This is a genomic window from Acinetobacter chengduensis, from assembly GCF_003664645.1.
GTDB lineage: Bacteria > Pseudomonadota > Gammaproteobacteria > Pseudomonadales > Moraxellaceae > Acinetobacter > Acinetobacter chengduensis.
Genome location: NZ_RCHC01000020.1, coordinates 1 through 24,744, shown reverse-complemented (window position 1 = coordinate 24,744; position 24,744 = coordinate 1). Strand labels below are relative to the sequence as shown.

At 39.2% G+C, this 24,744-nt stretch carries 32 protein-coding genes, 2 tRNA genes and 1 pseudogene; 17 read left to right on the top strand and 18 right to left on the bottom strand.

Annotation, left to right across the window (positions count from 1 at the left end; translation table 11 throughout):
- The first annotated feature begins 12 nt into the window (after nt 1–12).
- The 8 genes from D9K81_RS15085 to D9K81_RS15050 all read left to right on the top strand — a co-directional run bounded on the left by D9K81_RS15085 (nt 13) and on the right by D9K81_RS15050 (nt 5,397).
- A complete protein-coding gene (locus D9K81_RS15085; RefSeq protein ID WP_120374547.1) occupies nt 13–384 on the top strand; it encodes a DUF4845 domain-containing protein in 372 nt (123 codons plus the stop codon).
- Entirely contained in the window at nt 356–1,054 is a 699-nt protein-coding gene (rnc, locus tag D9K81_RS15080; RefSeq protein WP_106985897.1) for a ribonuclease III, read from the top strand. Before D9K81_RS15085 ends, rnc begins: the two co-directional genes overlap by 29 nt.
- Nucleotides 1,054–2,082 carry a GTPase Era gene (gene era / locus D9K81_RS15075; protein WP_120374548.1) on the top strand — a complete coding sequence of 343 codons (1,029 nt, stop codon included), beginning with the start codon at nt 1,054–1,056 and terminating at the stop codon, nt 2,080–2,082. Before rnc ends, era begins: the two co-directional genes overlap by 1 nt.
- Before the next feature lie 25 nt (nt 2,083–2,107).
- A complete protein-coding gene (locus tag D9K81_RS15070; RefSeq protein ID WP_120374549.1) occupies nt 2,108–2,305 on the top strand; it encodes an NF038104 family lipoprotein in 198 nt (65 codons plus the stop codon).
- Between the two features lie 8 nt (nt 2,306–2,313).
- Nucleotides 2,314–3,027 (top strand): DNA repair protein RecO, encoded by a 714-nt coding sequence (gene recO / locus D9K81_RS15065; RefSeq protein WP_228199828.1) that lies wholly within the window; start codon nt 2,314–2,316, stop codon nt 3,025–3,027.
- Between the two features lie 14 nt (nt 3,028–3,041).
- A complete protein-coding gene (gene pdxJ, locus D9K81_RS15060; protein WP_120374551.1) occupies nt 3,042–3,767 on the top strand; it encodes a pyridoxine 5'-phosphate synthase in 726 nt (241 codons plus the stop codon).
- Between the two features lie 16 nt (nt 3,768–3,783).
- Entirely contained in the window at nt 3,784–4,437 is a 654-nt protein-coding gene (miaE, locus tag D9K81_RS15055; RefSeq protein WP_120374552.1) for a tRNA-(ms[2]io[6]A)-hydroxylase, read from the top strand.
- 126 nt (nt 4,438–4,563) lie between these two features.
- Nucleotides 4,564–5,397, top strand: a complete 834-nt coding sequence (locus D9K81_RS15050) for a DUF4198 domain-containing protein (RefSeq protein ID WP_120374553.1) — start codon at nt 4,564–4,566, stop codon at nt 5,395–5,397.
- A gap of 198 nt (nt 5,398–5,595) precedes the next feature.
- Here D9K81_RS15050 and D9K81_RS15045 read toward each other — a convergent pair.
- Nucleotides 5,596–5,671 (bottom strand) — tRNA-Asn (locus D9K81_RS15045).
- A 251-nt stretch (nt 5,672–5,922) separates the two neighbouring features.
- Here D9K81_RS15045 and D9K81_RS15040 point away from each other — a divergent pair.
- The gene (locus D9K81_RS15040; protein ID WP_120374554.1) at nt 5,923–6,381 is read left to right on the top strand and encodes a hypothetical protein; all 459 of its coding nucleotides are present in this window, start codon (nt 5,923–5,925) and stop codon (nt 6,379–6,381) included.
- A gap of 54 nt (nt 6,382–6,435) precedes the next feature.
- On the opposite strand, the gene D9K81_RS15035 is transcribed toward D9K81_RS15040, so the two are convergent.
- On the bottom strand, nt 6,436–6,870 hold the full coding sequence (locus tag D9K81_RS15035; protein ID WP_120374555.1) for a PaaI family thioesterase: 435 nt from the start codon (nt 6,868–6,870) through the stop codon (nt 6,436–6,438).
- Between the two features lie 256 nt (nt 6,871–7,126).
- On the opposite strand from D9K81_RS15035, the gene D9K81_RS15030 reads away from it, so the two are divergent.
- On the top strand, nt 7,127–7,963 hold the full coding sequence (locus D9K81_RS15030; protein WP_120374556.1) for a DMT family transporter: 837 nt from the start codon (nt 7,127–7,129) through the stop codon (nt 7,961–7,963).
- Nucleotides 7,964–8,209: 246 nt separating this feature from the next.
- Here D9K81_RS15030 and D9K81_RS15025 read toward each other — a convergent pair whose 3' ends face one another.
- Both D9K81_RS15025 and map read right to left on the bottom strand, forming a co-directional pair.
- Nucleotides 8,210–9,436, bottom strand: coding sequence for a pyridoxal phosphate-dependent aminotransferase (locus D9K81_RS15025; protein ID WP_120374557.1), 1,227 nt, complete (start codon nt 9,434–9,436; stop codon nt 8,210–8,212).
- A 301-nt stretch (nt 9,437–9,737) separates the two neighbouring features.
- On the bottom strand, nt 9,738–10,565 hold the full coding sequence (map, locus tag D9K81_RS15020; protein ID WP_120374558.1) for a type I methionyl aminopeptidase: 828 nt from the start codon (nt 10,563–10,565) through the stop codon (nt 9,738–9,740).
- Nucleotides 10,566–10,773: 208 nt separating this feature from the next.
- On the opposite strand from map, the gene rpsB reads away from it, so the two are divergent.
- The 6 genes from rpsB to D9K81_RS14990 all read left to right on the top strand — a co-directional run bounded on the left by rpsB (nt 10,774) and on the right by D9K81_RS14990 (nt 15,336).
- Nucleotides 10,774–11,520, top strand: a complete 747-nt coding sequence (gene rpsB / locus D9K81_RS15015) for a 30S ribosomal protein S2 (RefSeq protein WP_106985888.1) — start codon at nt 10,774–10,776, stop codon at nt 11,518–11,520.
- 141 nt (nt 11,521–11,661) lie between these two features.
- A complete protein-coding gene (gene tsf, locus D9K81_RS15010; protein WP_106985887.1) occupies nt 11,662–12,540 on the top strand; it encodes a translation elongation factor Ts in 879 nt (292 codons plus the stop codon).
- 180 nt (nt 12,541–12,720) lie between these two features.
- Nucleotides 12,721–13,260: a DUF3465 domain-containing protein gene (locus D9K81_RS15005; RefSeq protein WP_120374559.1), complete on the top strand. Its 540-nt coding sequence runs from the start codon at nt 12,721–12,723 to the stop codon at nt 13,258–13,260.
- A gap of 106 nt (nt 13,261–13,366) precedes the next feature.
- Nucleotides 13,367–14,185 carry an AraC family transcriptional regulator gene (locus D9K81_RS15000; protein WP_227602093.1) on the top strand — a complete coding sequence of 273 codons (819 nt, stop codon included), beginning with the start codon at nt 13,367–13,369 and terminating at the stop codon, nt 14,183–14,185.
- A gap of 135 nt (nt 14,186–14,320) precedes the next feature.
- The gene (locus tag D9K81_RS14995) at nt 14,321–15,028 is read left to right on the top strand and encodes an AzlC family ABC transporter permease (protein ID WP_120374561.1); all 708 of its coding nucleotides are present in this window, start codon (nt 14,321–14,323) and stop codon (nt 15,026–15,028) included.
- A complete protein-coding gene (locus D9K81_RS14990; protein ID WP_120374562.1) occupies nt 15,025–15,336 on the top strand; it encodes an AzlD domain-containing protein in 312 nt (103 codons plus the stop codon). Before D9K81_RS14995 ends, D9K81_RS14990 begins: the two co-directional genes overlap by 4 nt.
- Before the next feature lie 99 nt (nt 15,337–15,435).
- Here D9K81_RS14990 and D9K81_RS14985 read toward each other — a convergent pair whose 3' ends face one another.
- From D9K81_RS14985 to D9K81_RS14950, 8 genes are all read right to left on the bottom strand, one after another.
- Complete coding sequence (locus tag D9K81_RS14985; RefSeq protein ID WP_120374563.1) at nt 15,436–15,891, bottom strand: Mpo1 family 2-hydroxy fatty acid dioxygenase; 456 nt, start codon at nt 15,889–15,891, stop codon at nt 15,436–15,438.
- 194 nt (nt 15,892–16,085) lie between these two features.
- Nucleotides 16,086–16,700, bottom strand: a complete 615-nt coding sequence (locus D9K81_RS14980) for a septal ring lytic transglycosylase RlpA family protein (RefSeq protein WP_120374564.1) — start codon at nt 16,698–16,700, stop codon at nt 16,086–16,088.
- A 286-nt stretch (nt 16,701–16,986) separates the two neighbouring features.
- Complete coding sequence (gene mltB / locus D9K81_RS14975) at nt 16,987–17,985, bottom strand: lytic murein transglycosylase B (RefSeq protein ID WP_120374565.1); 999 nt, start codon at nt 17,983–17,985, stop codon at nt 16,987–16,989.
- A gap of 22 nt (nt 17,986–18,007) precedes the next feature.
- The gene (gene rodA, locus D9K81_RS14970; protein WP_121523612.1) at nt 18,008–19,156 is read right to left on the bottom strand and encodes a rod shape-determining protein RodA; all 1,149 of its coding nucleotides are present in this window, start codon (nt 19,154–19,156) and stop codon (nt 18,008–18,010) included.
- A gap of 127 nt (nt 19,157–19,283) precedes the next feature.
- Nucleotides 19,284–19,937 (bottom strand): hypothetical protein, encoded by a 654-nt coding sequence (locus D9K81_RS14965; protein WP_120374566.1) that lies wholly within the window; start codon nt 19,935–19,937, stop codon nt 19,284–19,286.
- 26 nt (nt 19,938–19,963) lie between these two features.
- The gene (gene queF / locus D9K81_RS14960) at nt 19,964–20,776 is read right to left on the bottom strand and encodes an NADPH-dependent 7-cyano-7-deazaguanine reductase QueF (RefSeq protein WP_120374567.1); all 813 of its coding nucleotides are present in this window, start codon (nt 20,774–20,776) and stop codon (nt 19,964–19,966) included.
- Nucleotides 20,776–21,549 carry an ABC transporter permease gene (locus D9K81_RS14955; RefSeq protein WP_117007535.1) on the bottom strand — a complete coding sequence of 258 codons (774 nt, stop codon included), beginning with the start codon at nt 21,547–21,549 and terminating at the stop codon, nt 20,776–20,778. The genes queF and D9K81_RS14955 overlap by 1 nt, the downstream gene beginning before the upstream one ends.
- Nucleotides 21,546–22,481: an ABC transporter ATP-binding protein gene (locus D9K81_RS14950; protein WP_120374568.1), complete on the bottom strand. Its 936-nt coding sequence runs from the start codon at nt 22,479–22,481 to the stop codon at nt 21,546–21,548. Before D9K81_RS14950 ends, D9K81_RS14955 begins: the two co-directional genes overlap by 4 nt.
- Nucleotides 22,482–22,659: 178 nt before the next feature.
- On the opposite strand from D9K81_RS14950, the gene D9K81_RS14945 reads away from it, so the two are divergent.
- Nucleotides 22,660–22,735: transfer RNA gene (locus D9K81_RS14945), tRNA-Arg, on the top strand.
- An 81-nt stretch (nt 22,736–22,816) separates the two neighbouring features.
- On the opposite strand, the gene D9K81_RS14940 is transcribed toward D9K81_RS14945, so the two are convergent.
- The 6 genes and pseudogenes from D9K81_RS14940 to D9K81_RS18455 all read right to left on the bottom strand — a co-directional run.
- Nucleotides 22,817–23,083 carry a hypothetical protein gene (locus D9K81_RS14940; protein ID WP_120374569.1) on the bottom strand — a complete coding sequence of 89 codons (267 nt, stop codon included), beginning with the start codon at nt 23,081–23,083 and terminating at the stop codon, nt 22,817–22,819.
- Nucleotides 23,080–23,439: a hypothetical protein gene (locus tag D9K81_RS14935; RefSeq protein ID WP_120374570.1), complete on the bottom strand. Its 360-nt coding sequence runs from the start codon at nt 23,437–23,439 to the stop codon at nt 23,080–23,082. The genes D9K81_RS14940 and D9K81_RS14935 overlap by 4 nt, the downstream gene beginning before the upstream one ends.
- Nucleotides 23,432–23,662, bottom strand: coding sequence for a hypothetical protein (locus D9K81_RS14930; RefSeq protein ID WP_120374571.1), 231 nt, complete (start codon nt 23,660–23,662; stop codon nt 23,432–23,434). Before D9K81_RS14930 ends, D9K81_RS14935 begins: the two co-directional genes overlap by 8 nt.
- The gene (locus D9K81_RS14925; RefSeq protein ID WP_120374572.1) at nt 23,655–24,014 is read right to left on the bottom strand and encodes a hypothetical protein; all 360 of its coding nucleotides are present in this window, start codon (nt 24,012–24,014) and stop codon (nt 23,655–23,657) included. The genes D9K81_RS14930 and D9K81_RS14925 overlap by 8 nt, the downstream gene beginning before the upstream one ends.
- Nucleotides 24,001–24,513 carry a hypothetical protein gene (locus D9K81_RS14920; protein ID WP_120374573.1) on the bottom strand — a complete coding sequence of 171 codons (513 nt, stop codon included), beginning with the start codon at nt 24,511–24,513 and terminating at the stop codon, nt 24,001–24,003. Before D9K81_RS14920 ends, D9K81_RS14925 begins: the two co-directional genes overlap by 14 nt.
- Nucleotides 24,513–24,744 (bottom strand): annotated as a pseudogene (locus D9K81_RS18455) (hypothetical protein); the annotation flags it as partial. The gene D9K81_RS14920 and the pseudogene D9K81_RS18455, both read right to left, overlap by 1 nt.

Sequence of the window (24,744 nt, the reverse complement as noted above, 5' to 3'; positions counted from 1 at the left end):
AGGAAAATAAAAATGCGACATCAAAAAGGGGCGTCATATATTGCAATTCTATTTGCAGTCATAGGTATTGCATTTATCATCAAGATTGCAGTTGCTGTTTGGGGACCATATTTAGATGATCGATTGATTAATAATCAAATCGAAGAGCAGTTGTTGAATGGGCAAAAAAATATGACACCCGCAAAATTTGTTCAAGAGATGGATCGTCGATTATCAATGAACAATGTCAGTGATGTTAAGTTTGCAGATATTGCTCAAGTCACAAATGTAAGTGGTATTCAAGTAAATAAAGATTATGAGATAAGAAAGCCATTCTTATTGAATATAGATATTGTGTTAAAGTTCGAGAAACGTTTTGATCAAAGCTCAGTCCAAGCTAAATGAGGCCCGTTTAGCGAGTCGAATCGGTTATCAGTTTAAACAGCCTGAGTTGCTGAAACTGGCGTTGACCCACCGATCGGTGAGCCACAAATACAACTATGAGCGCTTAGAATATCTAGGCGATTCATTGTTGGGTATGATAATTGCCAATTATCTATACCATGCTTATCCTGATGAAAATGAAGGCCGTTTAACGCGTATGCGTGCAACGCTTGTACGTCAGGAAGCACTCGGTAAAATTGCTAATGATTTAAAACTCAGCCAAAACTTAATTTTAAGTACGGGTGAGTTGAAATCTGGCGGTCATCATCGTGAGTCTATACTGGCAGATACAGTAGAAGCGATTATTGGTGCAATCTATGTAGATTGCCAAGACCTGAAGGTTTTAGAGCCAATTGTGCTGAAATGGTATGTACCTTATTTAGACCACATTGAACCGACAGATCAATTGAAGGACCCTAAATCGCGATTGCAAGAATATTTACAAGCACGTAAAAAGCCTCTCCCGGTTTACGATGTCATTGATATTCAAGGTGATGCCCCAAATCAGCATTTCAAAGTGGAATGTATTGTTGAAGGTATTGCTGTGCAATATGGTGAAGGATCAAGTCGCCGTTTCGCTGAACAAGCAGTGGCGGCTGATATTTTAAAAATTTTGGAGCAAAAGTCTTAATGACTACTCATTCCGATCACGTTGATGCTGATCACGAGTCGCAAAGCGACAGTAACGATTTAATTAGCCAGTTTTTCAGTGCTCAAGGTACTGAAATTCCATCAGACTTCAAAAGTGGTTTTGTGGCGATTGTTGGTCGTCCAAACGTAGGTAAATCGACATTAATGAACCATATTTTGGGTCAAAAATTGTCTATTACTTCACGCAAGCCACAAACTACACGTCATAAGATCGTTGGTATTGATACGCGTGAAAAATCTCAGGCTGTATTTGTTGATACACCAGGGATGCATAAAAAAGAAGTTCGCGCCATCAATAAAATGATGAACCGTGCAGCACATTCTGCACTTCGTGACGTTAATTTGGTTTTATTTGTTATTGATGCAGATAAGTGGACTCAAAACGATGACTTAGTTTTGGAAAAGCTTAAAAATGCAGATATGCCTGTGCTTTTAGTGATCAATAAAATTGATACATTGGAAAATAAGAACCACGCGTTACCATTGATTCAAGAACGTGCAAAACTCATGAATTTTGCAGAAATCGTTCCTGTATCTGCATTACGTGGTGCAAATTTAGATCATCTTCGTGACACGATTGAAAAGTATTTGCCATTCCAACCACCATTGTATTCAATGGATCAAATTACAGATCGTTCAGAACGCTTCCTTGCATCTGAAGTGATCCGTGAAAAGATCATGCGTCAATTGGGTGAAGAGCTTCCTTATGATTTAACAGTTCAAATTGAATCATTTAAAACTGAAGAAGCAACGATTAATCCTAAGACAGGTCGTCCAAAAGCGGCATGTACTTATATTGATGCGACCATTTTTGTTGATCGTGCTGGTCAAAAAGCCATTGTAATTGGTGAAAAAGGCGCGAAATTGAAAAAAATTGGTATGGATGCACGTGTGGACATGGAAAAAATGTTCGAGCAAAAGATCATGCTTACACTTTGGGTTAAAGTGAAAGGCGGTTGGTCTGATGATGAACGCGCATTAAAAAGCTTGGGATATAGCGATATCTAAAGTTTAAACTTTAAAAGGAATGGTCATGGTAAAAGTTGTATTAATTGTAGCAAGTGTTTTTTTACTACAAGGATGTATTACTAAAATTGTGACTGTTCCTGTTAAAGTGGCATACAAAACAACCAAAGGCGTGGTGAAAGGTACTGCTGCTGTGGTTGGGGCGATCATTCCAGATGGCGAAGAAGACAGCAACGAAGAACAAGACAAAAAGACTAAGGATTAATTGCCTGAATCATGCGTAATGAAATTTTGCATGGTTATCTCATCCATCATAGAAAATACCGTGAACGTAGTCATATTGTGCATTTATTTACACAAGAGCACGGTCGTGTCGATGGTATTCTTAGGCAAACGCCACCACCTCAATATCAACCAATAGCACTACAAGCTTCTGGTAAATCTGATCTAAAAAATTTTACAAAATTAGAAATTATAAATCAGCCGATTTTCTTTTTTGGTGATGCATTTTTTGCGGGTTTCTATCTCAATGAAATTTTGCTACGGCTTTGCCCATTAGAAGTAGAAATGCCTCAAACATTTTTGCAATATGCTGAAACGCTTGGACATCTGCAAAAGATGGCTCAGCATGCAACTCCACATGAGTTTTTAAGACAAATTTTAAGAAAGTTCGAACATGAACTGATTGAAGAATTAGGCTATCCCTTAGACTTTTCTGTTGATGCATCGCAGGCCGATATTCAGCTACTACAACATTATCAATTTCAGCTAAATGCGGGCTTTATGCCTGTTGTGCAGGCTAGTCGTGCCACATTGAGTGGACAGCAGATCCTGTCTATGTGTGATTATGAAAAGGGTATGGATTTTAATCCAGAACAGTTACAATTACTCTCTAAGCTTTACCGACAAATGATTAGCTCTTTGTTGGGCGATCGACCTTTAAAAAGTCGTCAGCTTTGGATACAGAATTCTCAAACGAAAGCGTAATTTAGGAAAATATTATGGCTGCATTACTTGGTGTAAATATTGACCATGTCGCGACTTTAAGACAAGCACGTGGCACCACTTACCCAGATCCTGTAAATGCGGCGCTGATTTGCGAGCAAGCAGGTGCAGAAGGTATTACCTTGCATTTGCGTGAAGACCGTCGTCATATTCAAGATGATGATGTTCGGCGTATGCGTCCTGTATTAAAAACACACATGAATTTGGAAATGGCAGTAACCGATGAAATGGTTGCCTTTGCGAAGGAAATCAAGCCTCATCATGTTTGTTTTGTGCCTGAAAAACGCCAAGAAGTAACCACTGAAGGCGGTTTAGATGTAGTTGGGCATTTCGAAGATGTGAAAAAAGCAACTCAAGAATTAGCTGCAATCGGCTGTGAAGTGTCATTATTTATTGATGCTGATTTTGCACAAATTGATGCAGCTGTTGCATGTGGCGCGCCTACCATTGAATTGCACACGGGTGCTTATGCTGATGCGCAAACTGCAGAAGCACAGCAACATGAATTAGAGCGTATTGTGAAGGGTGCTGAATATGCAGCATCTCAGGGTTTAATTGTAAATGCTGGACATGGTTTAAACCTTGATAATGTTACGCCAATTGCGAAAATCCCACAAATTCACGAACTAAATATTGGCCACTCAATCATTGCAGATGCTGTATTTGTAGGTTTGGCACAAGCTGTACAACAAATGAAAGCTGTGATTAAAGCTGCCCGTTAATTAAATAGTAAAGATAATGTCGAATATTAATTATGAAGAACTCATGAAGCCAGTCATTGGCTTCTTGGGCTGTGAAACGCCAACTGCATGGTTGGATATGGCGGTAGATAATTTGGATATCCTGATGCAGGATCATGCAAATTGTGAGAAAAAAGCGGCAAGTACTGCAATGAATTTGATGTTCCGCTATAGTTTTTTCTCAGATTTACAGATTAAACTAGCGCAATTGGTGCGTGAAGAAATGCTCCATTATGAACAAGTGCTTGAGTTGATGGCAAAACGTGGTCAAGAGTGGACGGCGATTAGTGCAGGGCGTTATGCGGGTGGTTTGCGTAAAGAAGTACGTACTTATGAACCTGAAGCTTTAATTGATATTTTGGTGATTGGTGCTTTTGTAGAAGCACGCTCATGTGAGCGCTTCTATGCGCTTGCACCGCGTGTTGATGATGAGTTGGGTCGTTACTACCGTTATTTACTTAAGTCTGAATCACGCCATTATGAGGACTATCTGTCGCTTGCAATGGATGTGGCAACAACATCTAAGCTAAAAAATCCGAAAGAGGATATTCAGGAGCGCATTGATCATATTCGTGAAGTAGAGAAGAATTTGATTAGTTCACCTGATGAGTTATTCCGTTTCCATAGTGGTGTGCCTGTTCAGGTTGCTTAATTTGAAAAAATCCTCCATAAATGGGGGATTTTTTATACCAATACAATAAATAAAATTGATAATCATTTACAATTAGGTCAGTGGTTTTTAATATAGCACCATGATTAATTGATGATTTAAATTATTATGCATGTTTTTTTGAAACCTTGGGCACTATTGTCATTGGGCTTATTCACTACAGCGAGTTTTGCTCACTATCCTTATATCGCCCCTTTAAATTATCAGACGTTTAATAATCATAGTGCAGTAGTTTCTGGTTTTTATGATAATCCTTTCGTGTCTGAAATCGCGATTAAAAATTTTAAATTCCACTATCACACACCTGCGGGTGAAAAAATTGAAATTGCAGATGATGCTTGGGCCAAAACTCAAACGCTGAGTAGTTTTAGCTTGGAAAATAAGCAAGATGGTACTTATCGCATTCGTGGTTTAAAACAAGGTTCTGTGTCGCGCTTTGCTTTGGTTGATGGGCAGTGGAAAGCGCTCATTCATGCAAAGCGAGATGAAACTAAGCCATTGAAAGCGAACGTGGCCTATCAATCTGATTTGAAAAAAAATACCAAAGTTAAAACTGTGGAAACTCAGGAGATTATAGAAACCTTTGTTTCACGTCGTTCTGTGTCCAATGTTTCTGTGAAGCATGTGCATGAAGGTTTTGATGTGCGTTTTATCAGTCATCCGAATGCGCTTAAAGTAAATCAGCCTATTCAGTTACAAATTGTAGATGCTACTCAGGGCGCGAAAGATGTAGACGTGTCTGTGCTAGCACAAAGCTATGGCTTTGAGCGTGCGGATCGTGTTTATCAAACTTTGAAATCTGATGATAAAGGCAATTTAAATTTTGTGATTAAAGACAAAGGGCAGTATCTTTTAACTATAGATTATCAGCAACCATTTACGGCAAAAGGTGATCAGCTCAAGCGTTATAAATATACATTGGCGTTCAATGTAACCGATTAATTGATTTCTAAATGCTAAGTTTAAATAAAGCCTGACGTCAGTCAGGCTTTATTTGTTTTTATGGGGAAGGTGTGTCTTGGAAATTTTAAGCTTCTAAATGGGCTTGGAATCACTTCTAAATGATGGCGAGTAATAAAAGAATATCAATTTTTTGAGACGTAAAAAAGCCCGCTTTAATACTGCGGGCTTTCTTAAATTTGGCTCTCCCACCTGGGCTCGAACCAGGGACCTGCGGATTAACAGTCCGTCGCTCTACCGACTGAGCTATGGGAGAATCTGTGTGCGATTATAAGGACATTTACAGGAGGGTCAAGGAGAAATTCGCATCTTTTAGCGATATTTTATGTGTATGTTCTTTATTTGTGCAAAAGGATGGGATTTTATAGAAATGTTAAATGCATGCTTGCAAAATCAAGATTCACTTGATAGTCTGAATTTAACAACAGAGCGTTTGGGCGAAAGCTTAAACAGTGTGGATTTAAACCCAACTTGCCAGCACTAAAATGGCTAAATAGGAGAAAGCGAATGAATACGCTTAGCATTTCTCAAATTTTTTCAAACTTCCAATTCTATCAAGACAATTACCTGTCGATTATTGCTGATCAAACCCAATATCAAACACCTGTAGAGGGTGCGTATGTTAACGTCTGGCCATTAGGTTCTCGTGATCTGCAATTGGGTGACTTATTGCAATTGTGGTTTAGTGAAAAATGGTTGATTAATGACGCTTGTCATGTGCGCTTTGAACATAAAGATGATGGTCGTCGTCTACCGTTACAACGTCAGAATGATTTATTTTTATTTCAGTTAGCGGGTAGTGCACTTTCAGGTTCAAATCGGTCTAAAGTTTGGTCTGTGTCTGAACAAAAAGTACTGAGCGTAGAGTTGGACGGTGCGCTTAAATATTACTGTTTTCAAAAAAGTAGTAATCGTATTGATTTAACTGAAATTCAGTTACACCGTGCGCTACATTCTGTGATTTAAACTCAAAAATAAAAAGCTGTTTTTTGCTCGCATACATCATACGAGCAAAAAAAATTATCTACGAATAATCATACAAGTCGCTGTGGCGTGCGCATAAAGTTTGCCTTCGTCATCAATAATTTTTCCCTCAGAAATGCCTAAATTCTTACTGAGATTAATCACCGTGCCGATAGCAGTAAGTTCAACATCTTTAGGAATCGGGCGACACATTTTTATATTCAGATCAATGGTGCCATAACCGACACCTGCTTCTAGCAAGGAGTGGATGGCACAGCCGGTAACTGAATCAAGTACCGTTGCCGCAAAACCGCCATGCACGCCACCCAACGGATTAAGATGGCGAGCGTCAGCTTTGGCTTTAAAGCTAATCTTTCCTTTAGACACTTCAAAAGGGCGCATTGGCATGGTTTCGCTAATGCTGGCTGGTGGGATTTTACCTGCACACATTGCTTGTAACAGTTGTAGTCCGGTCATTTCTTTAGGATTCATTTTTTATACCTAGCTTTTATAAGTTTCTTTTTGGAACTTGATGTCTAATTAAACAAAAAATAAATCTTACGTCAAGAATTTATCAAATTTGTAGGTCGCAGAATATGGAATTTTTGCCAGAAATTAACTTGCATATTTTTAGCCTAATTGTGCTGAATATAGAAATAGCTGATAGATTAAATCTGTAGAACTTTATGGTATTAATCAAATAGATCGGTTATATCTCATGCATGCAGTTGAAAAAGGATGCTCAACCATGCTGTTTAAAATTTGTATTGCTATGTTGGCTTTTGCTGCGAACTCGGTGCTCTGCCGGTTGGCATTGGCAGAACATCAAATTGACCCGATGAGTTTTAGTTTAATTCGGGTTGCCAGCGGTGTGGCAGTATTGTTTTTTCTTTACTTGTTGTCTGCGCACAAAGCCAAAATTGAATGGAGCATAAAAAACGGCTTTTATTTGGGACTGTATATTGTTGCCTTCTCGGTAGCCTATTTGCATATAGATGCAGGAGTGGGTGCCTTACTGTTATTTGGTACAGTGCAGTTATGTATGGTCGGCTATGGCCTATATAATGGCGAACGGCTGAATTTGGGCCGTGGAATAGGGCTGGTGCTAGCGATTGTTGGAATTTTAATTTTGCTACTGCCCGGCGCTTCTGCACCCAATTTAGCTTATGCGACGATGATGGTCATTTCAGGAATTGGCTGGGCCATGTACAGCATTGCGGGTAAATCAATGCAAAATCCATTGGCAAGCAGTTTGGCAAATTTTGTCGTGGCTGTTCCGTTTGTATTGCTGGCTTATATGGTATTTTGGGGGCAAGGCTTTGTACAGCCGCGTGACATTTTTTTGGCGGTGCTCTCGGGTGGTTTGGCGTCTAGTGGTGCTTATGTGCTGTGGTATGCAATCGTCAAACAAATTGACCGTGTGACCGCGAGCAGTGTTCAGTTATCTGTGCCGTGTTTGGCGATTATTGGCGGTGCATTGTTTATTGATGAGCCACTCAGTCTGCGTATTATCATTTCAGCTGCGATTGTTTTAGCGGGGATTGGCTTGGTGATTTGGTGTTCGGCACAGAAAAAGAATGTTTAAAAACTAAAAGAAATACTGGAGCAGGCCATTTTTATTTAGGAAATTTTGAGAGAGTTTATATCTTGCTACATTCATTTTATAACGTTTGAATTTCAATGATTTTAATTTCTCAAATGAACCTAAAACTTTGGCTTTATCAAAGGCTATTATCGTATTTCAGGGCGTGAAATTTTAAATTATGGAATATAGAACATAAAAAACCCGCGAAATTCGCGGGTTTTTTAAATCTAGCTTTTTAAAAGCAGATTATTTTTCAGCAGCAATTGAAGCAATCGCAGCATCTACGCCTTCGATTGAATCAGCAGCTTTCTTAATACGAGCGAGCGCGTCTACAAGTACTTCGTCTGCAGTTGCATAAGAGATACGCATGTAGCCACCAAGACCGAATGCATCACCAGGAACAACGGCAACACCAGTTTCTTCTAATAACCATGCAGAGAATTCTGTGCAAGATTTCAAACCTTTTGCACGAATTAAAGGACGGATATTTGCGTATGCATAGAATGCACCGTCAGCTGGAAGACAAGTAATACCGTTGATGTCGTTCAAGCCTTTTACAACTAAGTCGTGACGACGTTTGAATGCTTCGATCATTGGCTCAAGAACGTCTTGAGGGCCATTCAATGCAGCTTCAGCGGCAACTTGCGAAATAGAAGTTGGGTTTGAAGTTGATTGAGATTGGATTTTTTTCATCGCACCGATAAGTTTAGCAGGGCCCGCTGCGTAGCCAATACGCCAGCCAGTCATTGCATACGCTTTAGATACACCATTCAATACGATTGTACGTTCGTAAAGATCAGGCGCAACAGTTGCGATATTGTAGAACTCGTCGTCCCAACGGATTGGTTCGTACATGTCATCAGAAGCGATATAAACTTCAGGATATTTACGAAGAACTTCAGCCAAAGCTTCTAATTCAGCTTTAGTGTAGATCATACCTGTAGGGTTAGACGGGCTGTTTAGTACCACTAAACGAGTTTTGTCAGTAATCGCTGCTTCTAATTGAGCAGGTGTGATTTTGAAACGTTGTTCTTCGCCACATTTTACAATTACAGGCACGCCTTCAGCGATAATCACCATGTCAGGGTAGCTTACCCAGAATGGTGCAGGGATGATGACTTCATCACCTTTGTTTAACAAAGCAAGTGCTAAGTTGAAGAATGACTGTTTACCACCACAAGAAACCAAGATTTGGTTTGCTACATAGTCAAGGTTATTATCACGTTTTAATTTCGCGATAATTGCTTTTTTAAGGCCTGGAGTACCGTCAACAGCTGTATATTTTGTAAAGCCGTTGTTAATTGCTGCAATTGCTGCATCTTTGATGTGTTGTGGTGTGTCGAAATCAGGTTCGCCAGCGCCCAAACCAATAACGTTTTTACCCGCAGCTTTCAATTCAGCTGCTTTGTTCGTTACAGCAAGAGTTGGGGACGGTTTGATGGCATTTACACGATCAGAGAGACGTACGTCCACGGCAGTATTCCTTCTTATAGGGATTAAAAATTAAAAAGCACATTATCTTAGCCTAAAATGGTGCATAAAGGGGAGTGTGAATTCGCTTAATGATAAAAAAGTCTACATAAATTTAAAAAAAGCATAAAAATGAAGTTCAGGCTTCAACTTATTTTGAATTTTCAGTCCTTAATATGAGCATGTTTATGCAGAACTACGGATTAAATCTAACTATTTTTAATCAAAAATGAATGAAGCATCATTTCAAACCTGCAATAAAAAAAGACCGCAACAAGGCGGTCTTTTTAGGGTTATCTCACACTTAATTTTGGAAGCGTGATAAGTCTTCTTCTGGGCGCGCTGTTAATACTTCAATACCAGTTTTAGTCACTAAAATTGTATGTTCGTATTGAGCAGATAAGCTATGATCTTTGGTCACTACAGTCCATTTGTCACCTAGAAGTTTAGTCTTCCAGTCACCACCATTCACCATTGGTTCGATGGTAAAAGTCATGCCTTCTTCTAAAATCATGCCAGAATTTGCTTGGCCATAATGTAAAATTTGTGGTTCATCATGGAAAACAGTACCAATACCATGACCGCAGTATTCACGTACTACACCAAAACGTTCAGATTCAACATATTTTTGAATCGCATGACCAATATCACCAATGGTAGAACCTGGTTTTACAGTTTCCATGCCACGGTACATTGCTTCTTGCGCAACTTTACATAAACGGTTGGCTAAAATAGATGTTTCACCACCTACGATGTACATCATGTTTGTGTCACCGTGGTAGCCATCTTTAATTACGGTTACATCAATATTAAGGATGTCGCCTTTCTTTAATTTTTTAGCGTCAGATGGAATACCATGACAGACCACATGGTTAACTGATGTGCAGATTACATGTTGGAATGCAGGGCGACCAGGAGCTGCTCCGTAACCTAAACATGCTGGAATCGCATCTTGTTTATTGACAATATAGTCATGACAAATCGTATCAAGTTCGAGGGTAGTCACACCGGGAACAATATGCGGTTTGATCATATCCAAAACTTCTGCAGCCAGCCGACCAGCCACACGCATTTTTTCAATTTCGTCTGGAGTTTTAATTAAACGGCGGGGAGCTTCGTAAGTACTGTTCATGATCTCTAAAAACTTTTGGAAATTTGTATGTGACTATGGTATAAATAGCCGCCCATTTTATCAAATGCTTTTTCGTGAATATCTTTCACGAGCTTTGTGCGATGGGGCATTAAAATCCGCACATATATCGACACATATCTCTGGGTGCCTTTTTAAGGTGGAGAATGCGGGTATATGGAGGCCTAACCCAAACTTTAAGGTAAAGAAAATGGCAGATTACAACGTAAGCATGCGCGACCTTCTTCAAGCTGGCGCTCACTTTGGTCACCAAACACGTTTTTGGAACCCAAAAATGCGCGAATACATCTTCGGCGCGCGTAACAAAATTCACATCATCAACCTTGAGCACACTGTTCCTGCGTTAAATGATGCTTTGAACTTTGCTAACAACTTGGCTAGCAAAAAGAACAAAGTTTTGTTCGTTGGTACAAAACGTGCAGCTTCTGCAATCATCCGTGAACAAGCTCAACGCGCAGGTCAACCATACGTTGATCACCGCTGGTTGGGTGGTATGTTGACTAACTGGAAAACTCTTCGCCAGTCAATCAACCGTCTAAAAGACCTTCAAACTCAATCTCAAGATGGCACTTTCGCTAAGCTTACTAAACGTGAAGCTTTAGAACGTACTCGTGAGATGGAAAAACTTGAACGCGGTCTTGGTGGCGTTAAAAACATGGGTGGTTTACCTGACGCATTATTCGTAATCGACGTTGATCACGAAGCTATTGCAATTAAAGAAGCTAAAAACCTTGGTATTCCTGTAATCGGTATCGTTGATACAAACTCTAACCCAGACAACGTAGACTACGTTATTCCTGGTAACGACGATGCGATCCGTGCAGTTACTCTTTATGCTTCTGCTATGGCTGACGCGATTCTTGCTGGTAAAGAATATGCTCAATCACAAGCAAATGCACAAGCGAAAGGCGAAGAAGCTCCTGCTTCTGAGGCTTAATGCGTTTGACGTGAGCTTGTCATTTTTGCGACATGTGATGGTGGCAAAGTAAGCGTTATGTATGCAGGCGGCCCATGAGATACCTCTGGGCCGTTTCTGTTCTAAAAAGAATTCATTTTCTACCGTATTTAGGAGACTAACATGACTGCAGTTACAGCAAGCATGGTTAAAGAATTGCGCGACCGTACTGGTCTTGCGATGATGGAATGTAAAAAAGCATTAACAGAAGCGGGCGGTGACATCGAATTAGCGATTGACAACCTTCGTAAATCTGGTCAAGCAAAAGCAGCTAAAAAAGCTGGTAACATTGCTGCTGATGGTGCTATCACTATCGCTCAAGAAGGTAATAAAGCGCTTCTTTTAGAAGTTAACTGCCAAACTGACTTCGTTGCTAAAGACGAAAACTTTGCAGGCTTCTCTGCTAAAGTTGCTGCTGCTGCACTTGCTGCAAACGTAACTGATGCTGCTCAAATCGCTGAATTAAAACTTGAAGATGGCGCTACAGTTGAAGAAGCTCGTATTGCTCTTGTTCAAAAAATCGGTGAAAACATCCAAGTTCGTCGCGCAACAATCGTTGAAGGCGAAAACCTTGCTGTTTACAAACACGGTTTAAAAATCGGTGTTGTTGTATCTTACACAGGTGATGAAGCTACTGGTAAAGGTTTGGCAATGCACGTTGCTGCGTTCAACCCAGTTGCTGTAACTGAAGCTGACGTTTCTGCTGATCTTATCGCTAAAGAGAAAGAAATTGCTGAAGCAAAAGCTCTTGAATCTGGTAAACCAGCAAACATCGTTGAAAAAATGGTGACTGGTTCAGTTCAAAAGTACCTTAACGAAGTTGTACTTGTGAACCAAATGTACGTAATTGACAACGACAAGAAAGTTGCTGAAATTCTTAAAGCAACTTCAACTACTGTAGCAAACTTCGTACGTTTCGAAGTTGGTGAAGGTATTGAGAAAAAAGCAGAAATGAGCTTCGCTGACGAAGTTGCTGCTGCTCAAGCTGCTGCTGCACAATAATTTTTGCGATTTCGCTAAAAATTAAGTGTTAAAAAAAGTCCCCTTTGGGGGCTTTTTTTATGTCTATACTTTTATTTGCGCATTATTTTTAGTGATGTGAATTTGCAGCAAAATTATGCGTCTAGAATGCAATGAGCGGCTTTAAAATAGGCAGTAAATTTTGAAATAAATAGATGATCTATGGCAAATAAAACACATATTGGCGTTGGTTCGGTAGTTGCCTTACTGATTGCGGCTTATTTTGGTTTAGATTTGTCTCAGCCTGAGCCTTCCGTCACATCAAAGGAAGTGTCTACATCACAGCAACGACATGATTCTGAAGTTCAGCAAACATTAGCCCCTGCGACATTAAATCATCAAAAAACGATAGATGCAGTTACGAAGGATGACCTTGAAAAAATTCAGCAGGCTTTTGCTCGGCAGCAAAGTGATGTGCAGGTTGAGTCCGTGGGCACAGTCAAAGCAGTTTTAAAAGATGACAATGAAGGATCACGCCATCAAAAGTTTATTTTGAAGTTGAATAACGGCCAGACAGTATTAGTCGCACACAACATTGATCTTTCACCACGAATTGAAAATTTACAAAAAGGCGATACTGTTGAATTTTATGGTGAATATGAGTATTCAGCACAAGGTGGAGTCATTCACTGGACACATCATGATCCAAATGGCCGTCATGTGGATGGTTGGTTGAAACATCAAGGTAAAATTTATCAATAATTTTTACTATATGGCTGTCTAAAAGAGCAATTTTGTTCTATGCATTTGATCTGAAATTGTTAAGGTGTAGGGTCAGTGTGTAGGAACAAATATGCAAGGCCATAAAATGATTGAGTTTGTAGATTATTGGCATGTCCAAGAATTAGGTGGCTTAGAGCTGCTTAAAGCATCTTATCAGCAAACTCATTTTTCAAAGCATACACATGAAGGTTACTGTATTGGTTTAATTGATGAAGGTGCGCAGTCATTTTTACGGACAGGCTGTCAACATATTGCTCCAAAAGGCGATATCATTTTAGTCAATGCAGATGAAGTGCATACAGGATCATCTGCTGTTGAGTCTGGCTGGCGCTATAGAGCAATTTATCCTACGCCAGAAATGATTGAGGAAATCAGTTGTGATTTCTTTGGGGAGCAAGGAATGGCGCCTTGGTTTTCTCAAGCTGTCATCCATGATCAGGGATTAGCAGAACAATTAAATTTACTTTTCGATGTATTGATACAACCTAAAAATGTGTTGTTTAAGCAGAGCTTGTATGTTTCAACTGTAGCCTATTTATGCAGTCGATATAGTAAACAAAAACAGCAACTTAAAGATTGTTCAGAAGTGCATGCTAAAGTCAAAATTATTCAAGAACTTTTGGCAACTGAACCAGAAAAAGAACATCAACTTGCAGATTTGGCTCAAATTGTAGGTTTAAGCCAATGGTATTTATTACGACAATTTAAAAAATATACAGGCTTGCCACCACATGCATGGCTCATACAGTGTCGTTTACGTAAATCTCTCAAATTATTAAAACAAGGGCAGGACATTGCATTAACCGCACAGCTATGTGGCTTTTCGGATCAAAGCCATTTTAATCGACATTTTAAAAAATCTTTAGGTTGCACACCTGCTCAATATACTTTGCATAAGCAATAACATGGCTTAGCGTATAAATAGAATGCATGCGTTCATACATCTATGTCCATAAAATGATGAGCAACTCTGTACAAGCATGAAACATGCAGAAGTCGCATATTTGTCAGTTCAAAATGTTGAATTGAGTGATTTGTCATGGCTAGGTTAAATTACGAGCAAAAAAATAACTTAAGCTTGGGTTTTATACAGGGTGTTAAAGATATGTTGCCACTCTCCATTGCGGTGATTCCTTGGGGAGTGTTGGCGGGTTCTATTGCAGTACATGCAGGATTGACCTATATGCAGGCTTTAGGAATGTCAGCTTTGGTATTTGCGGGCGCTGCACAATTAGTCAGTTTGAGTATGTTGACTGCAGGAGCATCTGTCTTAAGCATTATCGTCACTGTTTTTTTTCTGACCAGCCAGCATTTTATTTATGCACTTCATCTTCAAAATGACATACGCCATAGACCGCTTATTCAACGTGTAATACTTGGTTTTTTACTCACAGATGAATTATATGCAACTGCTATGTTCCAAAATCAAAGACCTTATCGATATTTGATTGGGGCAGGCTTAAGTTTTTATTTTTTTTGGGTTGTGTTTAGTATAGTTGGAATACAACTCGCTTCCCAGATTCCAAATTTAAGCATTTTTCATTTGGAATTTTCAATTGTGGCTATTTTTATTGTAATGGCGATTCTTCTAATCAAACATAAAATTGCGATTGTTGGAATGTGTGTTTCTGCCTGTATGGTTATTTTTTTCACTTGGATAAAACTAGAGATGGCCATTTTACTGGCTGGGCTAAGTGGGATGCTGGTTTCAGCATGTTTAGAAAAGGCATTGGAGGCTGAAATATGAGTTGGACTTTGTTAATTGGTCTCGCAATGGTTACTTTTTTTAATCGCTATCTATTTTTGGAGCCAAAAACACGCATTGTTGTTCCTCAGTTTGTGATGTCTATGCTGAACTATGCAGCACCCTGTTTAATGATTTCGATTGCCATACCGATTGTTTTTTTTGATCATCATGCATGGAAGGGGATTGTACAAAATAGCTATTTTTATGGGGCTGTTTTTTGTATTTTAGTGACGGCCGTTACTCGGAAATTACTGATGAGTATTGTGACAAGTTTAGTCTTTTTCTATGGTTTACTCTATCTGTTGTGATTGAACTAAATACCCTAAAATAGGATGTTGAAATTGACTAAAAAAGCTGAAAAATACATTTAGAAATGTAATTTTCAGCATAATAAAAGAATATGTATCCTAAATGCTCTTCATTTGCGTTTTATGGTGTGTTCTGTATTTTAAGCTAACTTTACCTAGGAATGTATCTAGGCACCAAATAGGGCCAATGAGAAGAAATTGAAGATCTTTGAAGAAAGAAGGCTTTTTCCCTTCGACTTTATGGCCATAAAATTGGCCAATCCATGCCAAAATAAACAATGAAATATATAAGCCAAAGCCCTTAGGTAAGATCCAAATCATCCACGCCATGACCAATGTAAGAATAGCCATCGCGATGGCCAATACGATGTCTAAGCGTGCATAAAAAATGAGGGCTAAAACGAACACCAATGCTGCTAACAAAACACTAAAATTTGCCAAGATGCCAATGATTGAAAAGTAGATGGTTGGCACACAAACCCAATGCATTAATTTATTGGTGGGATCTTGATGGCTTTCACTATATTCATCAAACCATTCCTGAATTGTTTTCATTGCGATGTCCTTCGCACAGTTTAATTGTGTATGGCTAAAAATATAATTCAGTTTGATGGATTGGTCAAAATGAAGCTGAAAGATGCTAGAGAAAAATATGTTAGGCGATAGGTATGAAGCCTATACAAAATACGAGTGCTAAAAAAACCGCCTAAGCGGTTTTTCGTTAAATGTATGCAAATTCATAGGGAGAGTTATGAAGTTGGGCCATCTACACGTTCAATATTTACTCTTGCTGTACCGCTGTTAGTAATGCCCAGTTGCTTAGCTGCACCATAAGACAAGTCTAAGATACGGTTGCCATGGAATGGACCACGATCAGTCACTTTTACAACAATACTTTTGCCATTGTTTTTATTCGTTACACGAATAAAGCAATTAAGTGGCAGGCTACGATGTGCTGCTGTTAATGCATTCATATCGAATGTATCACCACTGGCAGTTTTACGACCGTGGAATTGACGACCATACCAAGACGCTGTACCAGTTTGGCTAAAGCGACGTACAGTGTTTGATGCAACATCGTTCAGTTTTTCAATCACTGAAGGCTCATCTTCAGGAATCTCAATTTTAGCGGCGATTGTTTCGCGACGAATTTTATCGCCAGAACGCTCAGTGATTGAAAGGCTGCTGAGGTTTTTAAAATTTGAATTAAAGCTCTGTGCTTCTTTGTTGAGGGCACGAGCGGCTAGACGTGAATGATCATTATCATTATTGAATGATGATGATTGAACCATCTCAGCTTGCGATTGACTCAGGGCAACTGTAGTAGCGACCGCTAAGATATATTTAATAATCGAAGACTGCATTGTTTATCTCCCAAGGACATTTTGCATGAATCATTCAAGTGATTGAAATTCATACCAACATGTCTGATATTTCACTTTTGCAAGTACATTTAACGAAATGGATAATATTCATCCTGTGATTCCGCTGTCTAGTGTTTAATTAAAATAATTTAAAATTGTACGAAAAAATAACATTTGTTGTATAAAAAATAATCAATAATGTAACAAGTTATTTAAAAAGTGCGAAATGTGATCAAATTGGCTAAAAAAAATGTTGACATTTTTTGTCAGTTTTAAATTACAAGCCTTATTGGCTTGTAATTTCGTTACCTAAGAGCCATAAAGCAGTCGCATACATACGGCTTTTGTTATAGGTGGTAATGACTTGAAAATTCGGGTAGGTAATATAATAAATAGGCCCATAACTATCTTGCAATTGAATGACATTCACAAGATCTAGGTCATCTATTTTTACGATAGGATTCAATGGACTAATCCCTTGAGCCTTTAACACACCATAAGGTACAGGCTGTGTTAAATCCTTCGAGATTACGCTATCTGGATTATTACCAGAATAACGTGCAGCGAAGGCGATGGGTTGGTCTCGCTGCCAGCCATGTTGAGCCAGATAATTTGCAATTGATCCGATAGCATCTACAGCAGAATTTCGTAGGTCAACATGACCATTACCATCGTAGTCAACGCCGAGCTTAGCAACATTGCTTGGCATAAATTGTGGGTAACCCACTGCACCAGCGTATGAACCCACCACAGAGTTGGTCGGAATACCGTCGCGGTATGACCAAGCGATTAAGGCTGCTAATTCGTCTTGGAAATATGCAGCACGGCGTTCATAGCCAAAACCTAGTGTTGCAAGTGCGTCACGGGTTATGAAAGAGCCCTTATTTGAGCCAAAACCTGTTTCCACCCCTAAAATGCCCAAAATGACAGATTGAGGTACACCAAATTGTTGTTCGGCACGATTGAGGGTGTCAGCATATTGTTGTTTGAAGCGTACACCACGTTGAATGGTACTATTCGCTAAAAAATTGGTTTTGTATTCGTACCATGGTTTGCTTTCACCAGGGCGATTCATAATATTAATAATATTGGGTAAATTTTTAGCACCATTCATTGCCCAATCGACTTGTTCAGCAGTTAAACCATAAGTTTGCATGGTTTTTTGCTTAAAACTGAAATAAGCAGGATTGGATTGAAAATCGTTGGCTTGGCAGAAGCTGGTCAGCGATAACGCGCCAGTAATTAATAAAATGCTTTTCAGTTTGTTATAAAAGTGTGTACGCATAAAAAACTCAATTCCACGAATTTTATTTGTGGGTGTAAATTGACATGACGATGCCAAATGATGCCATCAAGGTAATGATTGCAGTTCCGCCATAACTCATAAATGGCAGAGGAATACCCGTTACAGGTAATATACCGCTAACCATTCCAGCATTTACAAAAATGTATACAAAAAAGGACAAACCTAAGCCACCTGCGAGCAATTTTCCATATTGGTGAAAGGATTGCATGCTGATTTGCAAGGTTCGTAAAATAATGGCTAAATAAAGTGAAAATAAAATCAAAATGCCAATCATTCCAAATTCTTCAGAAAAGGCAGCAATAATAAAATCTGTATGACCTTCGGGTAAAAAATGAAGGTGAGATTGTGTGCCATTTAAATAGCCTTTTCCAAAGAATCCACCTGAGCCAATTGCAATTTTAGATTGAATAATGTTCCAGCCTGCACCTAATGCATCTGCTTCTGGGTTAAATAAAGTCATGACTCGGGTTTTTTGATAATCATGCAGTAAAAATTCCCAAAGCATAGGAATAATAATGGAAATGAGCGCAGTTGCACTACCAATTAATTTCCATGATAAGCCACTTAAAAATAAGATAAAAATACCGCTAGCCAACACTAAAGCGGAGGTTCCGAGATCAGGTTGCTTGGCAATAAGTAAAAAAGGAACCAAAGTTAGTACCAATGCCTTAAAAATTCGACTAAAAGCAGGTGGGATGGATGCTCTAGATAAAATCCATGCAGCGGCCATGGGCATAGCAATTTTCATAAATTCACTGGGCTGCACACTGCCAAAACCAGGGATGCCAATCCAACGTTTGGCGCCGAGGCGGACTTCACCAAATGCAAATACCGCAAATAGGCACAGCAAACCAAAAACATAAAAAATTGGCGATAATGCTTGATAAATTTTAGGTGGGATTTGTGCCAAAAAAAACATCACGGCAAATCCAATGCCAAAGCTCATGGCTTGTTTTAACACCATAGACGTATTTTGCCCTGAGGCGCTATATAAGGTCATTAAGCCAAGAGATGCAGTAAGCAGTATATAAAGGCATAACCACGGATCAAGATGAATACGTGTGAAAAAATGATATTCATTTTTGATATTGAGCCCATCGCGTGGAGAATGGCGTAAGAATTTCAGCTGAATATCTGGTGGTAAAGGCATAATCGTCATCATCGGCCCACATGAAGTTGGCGGGATGCTAGCACGTGATGTGACTTAAGTTAGCAATTGTAGGATTATTAATACAAAAAAACCTAGCAAGGGCTAGGTTTTTTGAAGATGTTTATGTTTAATTTGGATTAAACATATCATCATGTGCTTCAGCAAGCGCCATGAGTTCATCTTTAGTCAGGTTGGGGAAGATTTTATCAATGGCGATATGGATGGCTTTAATAACAGCAGAAGAGCCGATATCCGCAGCTTTGCGTTTGATCATGCCCAAATCTAAAGTTTTATTAAAGTCATTCATAAAATGACGTACAGCTGATTCAGCAAACTGCTTATATTGTTCAGCTAAAGCAGCTTTGTTAATGTCAGCGCCATTTTTGATTTCAGCAAAGCTGTTTTTAAGATTAGTCACTAAACTTGCATCAAGGCTTAAGCCTACACGATGTGCGCCAGATGAATCTTTAAATAAACTGCTTTCAGAAAATTCAATGGATTGTTTAACTACATCATTTGAGGCTTTGCTTAACAGTTGTTTAAGCAGTACAGCCACCGTAGATTTTACGTAGCCAGCCAATTTCTCAGCAGTATCACGCTTATCACTGGCTGGAAATAAATGTACAGGGGCTAATATTGTCGCCCCAATAATTTCTTCGTTAATCAGCAGGGCAGTTTTATCACGTAGGGGATAAAGTGTTTCGCTTGAATTTTTCTTTGCATGACCTTCTTGAATACTGCTAAGAAGTTCCGCTGAAGGAATAAAACCAAAAAATGGCATCTTATTAAACCTCAATGTTCTTTATTTTATTGACGCGCCAATCGAATTGGGCGAGGCATCCATGTTGGGTCAGATACACGGCAAGGATTAATATCTAAACCACCGCGACGTGTATAAGTGGCATAAACCATCAGTTGTTCTGGTTTCAGATTTTGCCATATATCAGCATACATTTGTTCTACACATTGTTCGTGAAAACCATTGTGCTGACGGTAAGAAATAATATAAGCCAAGATACTTTTATAACAAGGCTTTTTACCCTTATAACGTATAAATACAGTGCCCCAGTCCGGTTGTCCAGTGACTGGACAGTTACTTCTTAATAAATGTGAATAAAGTTGAACTTCAACTTGCTGATTGGCTACATCGAATTGTAATAAAGAAGCATCTGGATGTTCTTCTAAACGATCTGGTTGAAGATTATCAATACAAATACCTTCAGGTTGTGCCACTGCTAAATCATCAGCTGCAAATAGATTAATCGTCACAGGTGCTTCGGCCGCATGAGATAAATCTTTTTCTACCGTTGCAATAAAGGCTTCTTTAGAGTCGAACCGAGTGAAGTTCATACTATTAAAGTAAAGCTTTAATGATTTGGATTCGATCAAGTTTGGTGATGATGCAGGTAATGTAAGACGCCCAATTGCCACTTGTGGGATTCCCATTGCATTGAGCCATGAAATTTCAAAAACATGCCACCAATCTTTACCTTGCCGAATGCCTTCAACATGTGCATAAGTCTCACGTGCAGCTGCACGGGCGATCGGGAATAGAATATCGGGTTGATATTCAGTTGGGTAATTGGTGTCTTTACCTAAAAGTGATTGTTCTACAGTCATTATTCACGCATTCCTGAACCACGGGAGAGGAGTTGATAAGCTACGGTATACAGCACAGCACAGCAGGCTGTAATAACAGTTAATGAAATTGCAACATTGACATCGCTATGGCCCAAAATACCATAACGAAAAGCGTTGACCATGTATACCACAGGGTTAATTAAAGAAAGATTTTGCCAAAAAGGGCTAAGTGCAGAAATTGCATAAAATACGCCACCTAAATAAGTCAGTGGTGTGAGTACAAAAGTCGGGATAATCGAAATATCATCAAATGATTTTGCATATACCGCATTAATAAAACCGCCTAAAGAAAATAATAAAGAGGTCACGAGCACGGTATATATAGTCACAAACCAATTGGTAATATATAAGTCAGTGAAAAAAAGACTCATTGCAGTCACAATAATACCGACTAATACACCACGACAAACACCTCCAATGACATAGCCACATAAAATCATGTGCAGAGGTACAGGACTCATAATGAGCTCTTCAATACTTTTTTGAAACTTCGCACTAAAAAAGCTAGAAGATACGTTGGCATAGCTGTTGGTAATGACTGCCATCATAATCAGGCCAGGCACAATAAACTGCATATAAGTAAAGCCACCCATAGTGCCAATACGTGATCCAACCAAATTACCAAAAATCACAAAGTAGAGACTCATGGTAATTGCGGGTGGGAGTAAGGTCTGTGGCCAAATCCGCATAAAGCGGCGGATTTCTTTATAAACTAGGGTATAAAGTGCGACTTGGAGCTGGGAAAAATTCATTGTGTGGCGCCCTCAAGGTTTTTTTCTACCATTTTTACAAAGAGCTCTTCTAAACGGTTTGATTTATTGCGCATGCTACGCACTTGAATATTTTGTGCCTGCATAAGTTGGAACAAATCATTAAGGTTATGCGATTTATCCATCGTCACTTCTAAGGTCATTGGATCGACTAAATTAAATCGGACACCAATAATATCGATTTGCAGAGGTTGAATTGGTGTAGCTAAATCGAAGATAAAGGTTTCTTCGTTTAGTTGGCTTAAGAAGCCTTTCATGCTGGTATCTTCTTTAATCACACCACGGTCAATAATGGCAATGCGTCGACATAAGACTTCAGCTTCTTCTAAATAGTGCGTGGTCAGAATGATAGATGTACCTTTATTATTCATTTCTGTTAAGAAGTCCCACATAGAGCGACGAAGTTCAATATCGACACCTGCAGTAGGTTCATCCAGAATTAATAGTTTGGGTTCATGCATCATTGCACGTGCAATCATGAGGCGACGTTTCATACCACCTGAAAGCATGCGTGCTTGAGTACCACGTTTTTCCCATAGCCCGAGCTTTTCTAAATATTCTTCTGCACGCTTTTCTGCAATTTTCTTTGGAATACCGTAGTAACCTGCTTGAGTAACTAAAATATCAAAAGTTTTTTCAAATTGTCCAAAGTTGAATTCTTGTGGAACAACGCCCAATTGCTGTTTTGCATGTGATGGATGCGTGTCCAAGTTATGACCAAAGATTTCAACTGTACCTGCAGTTTTTTTGGTCAAAGAACTGATGATGCTAATCGTGGTTGATTTTCCTGCACCGTTTGGGCCAAGTAGGGCATAAAACTCACCTTCGGGCACCGTCAAATTAATGCCTTTTAAAGCCTGAAACCCATTTTTATAAGTTTTTGACAGTTCCCTGAGTGTCAGTGCATCAGTCATGTAGTTCTCACTTGGTGAATAATGTGGTTATTGTGAGCGATCTGGCCCAATAAACCAAGTAAATGGGATGGAATTCTGAGTTGCAAATATAGAACTTTGTACAAAGCGTAGACACTAATATGCAAGACTTATATATAGTTGCTTTACCTTAGAGAATTTTTTGATATGATGTGCACGCGCGCTCATAGCTCAACTGGATAGAGTACAGGTCTCCGAAGCCTGTGGCGTGGGTTCGAGTCCCGCTGAGCGCACCATTACCACCTATAAAATCAATAATTTAATTGTACTTTGGCGTAATTATGGCGTAATCCATATTTTATTAAAGAAAAACCCCGCTATATTTTGCGGGGTCTGCCTACTGTTTTTTTTAAATCTTCAGGCCTTTCACTTAACCAATCAGACAATCTTTTTAAATTCCATCTCCTGCCTTTTACTGTTTCAGTAATGTATTTTGGTTTGGGGAATCCTTTTAAGCAGATAATAGATGCTTTGAAATATCCCTTCTCGTAACTTAAAAATTCTGCCGCTTGTTCATCAGTCAGCCAGATATCTGATGGTGGCAGTGCAACAATAAAGTTACCCATATTCGCCATTGCTGTCATGACACCTCCTTTAAACTTTGTTGCACACTTAGAGACAAACGCTCTTTGGCCCACCATAGAACCGCTTGGTCCCAATGCTCAGTATCAAAGGCAGCAATTAAAAAATGTTCTGGTGATGGTGGAGTGGGTGTGTAGCCTTTCCACTCACCATTTGCATTAGGATCTATTTCTTCAAGATCAACCGATGTATCAATCACAATATCAATATTGCCGTTTACTTGAAGCAGCTCCCATTCTTCTGTGGTGTAGCCGCGCTCTTCGTCACATGTTGTCATTGGATCAATAGAGTGAAGTTCCGGATGAAACCACCAGCAAAGGTCTTCAGGTAGATCTACACGTTTTAATTGTTTAATCATGGCCTTGCTCCTCATCCAATTCACTTAAGGCATCGTTTGGATCCGTAGCTGTTAATTCAATTTGCGCCAAACATGCCAAATGCCACATACTTTGTTCTGTTGGATGGGTTGATTCAAAAAGATTGCCGTGACACGATCTAATATGTTTATACCCAAGGTGTAGATAAAAAGCCTCAGCAAGTTTATGAGTTTGATCTACAATTTGTTTAGCAGTTCTAGTCATGGCCATACTCCTGTGCTTTACCGATCAGGGTTTTATAATCAACTACGATGCAACGTGCTTTTTGCTCAATCCATTTTTGCTTTAAGTTGTTTTTTGCATCAATGCTGTAATCACGATAAGAACTATTGAATATCGTTTCACTTTTCTTAAATTCGCTTTCAGCTAATTGAATGGCAATGTTTTCTGCTAGTTCTCTCGGCACCAAAACAAAACCTTCCAGTTGTTGCATAATCACATCAATAATTTTTTCACCATCTAGGCGGAACGGATCAGCGGTAATACCTGAAGCCTCAAGTTGATTGCAAACTGCATTTTCAATTGCCACCACGATTTTAGGATCATTTAGATTCATTACTTAGTTCCTGTACATCAACAACTGGATCACTATTTAATACAGCCCAGTGAGTAATTAATTCTTGAACGAATGCACAGCCATCAATTGGGCATGCAAAACCAAAAGGGTGTTTATAGTCTGCAGCCAACTGTTCACCTGAAATAAATATTTGATACCGCCCATCTATGCGTGGCGATTGTTTTGTGTAATCAAACCATTCAGGCACTGCTTGACTAGTTGAGTAGTTACTATGGGGCTTTAAACTTACCCCTTCACGCATCCAGTGAATATTTGGACAATTTTCTTCGAAGTCATAATCACAAGGATTCCAACATTCTTGATGTTTATTCCAAACAAGCCATTCACCATCTCGAACTTTCCTATAAAACCACTCCATAAAATAAATATCAGCAGCAGGAGGGATTTCCATGTACCCAATGCCACGCCAATCAGCTGATGATGCTTTGTGATAGCTGAAATTATTATTTAAATCTAAATATTCTTTCTGAATATCCATCACGCCACCTTCGCTAAATTGATTTGACGTTGCACTTCCACAAATTTACACATCATTGAATTATCCAGTTCTTCAACCCATGCTTTGCCATATTTCAACCACTGCAAGCTAAATAATTTAAAGCGCTCAATCAGATATGCATTCATAGCGTAATCGGGTTGGATCGAGCCACGTTTTGCAAGAATTTCACCATTCTTCGAACCTTTTTTAACAACCACACGATCCTTTTTA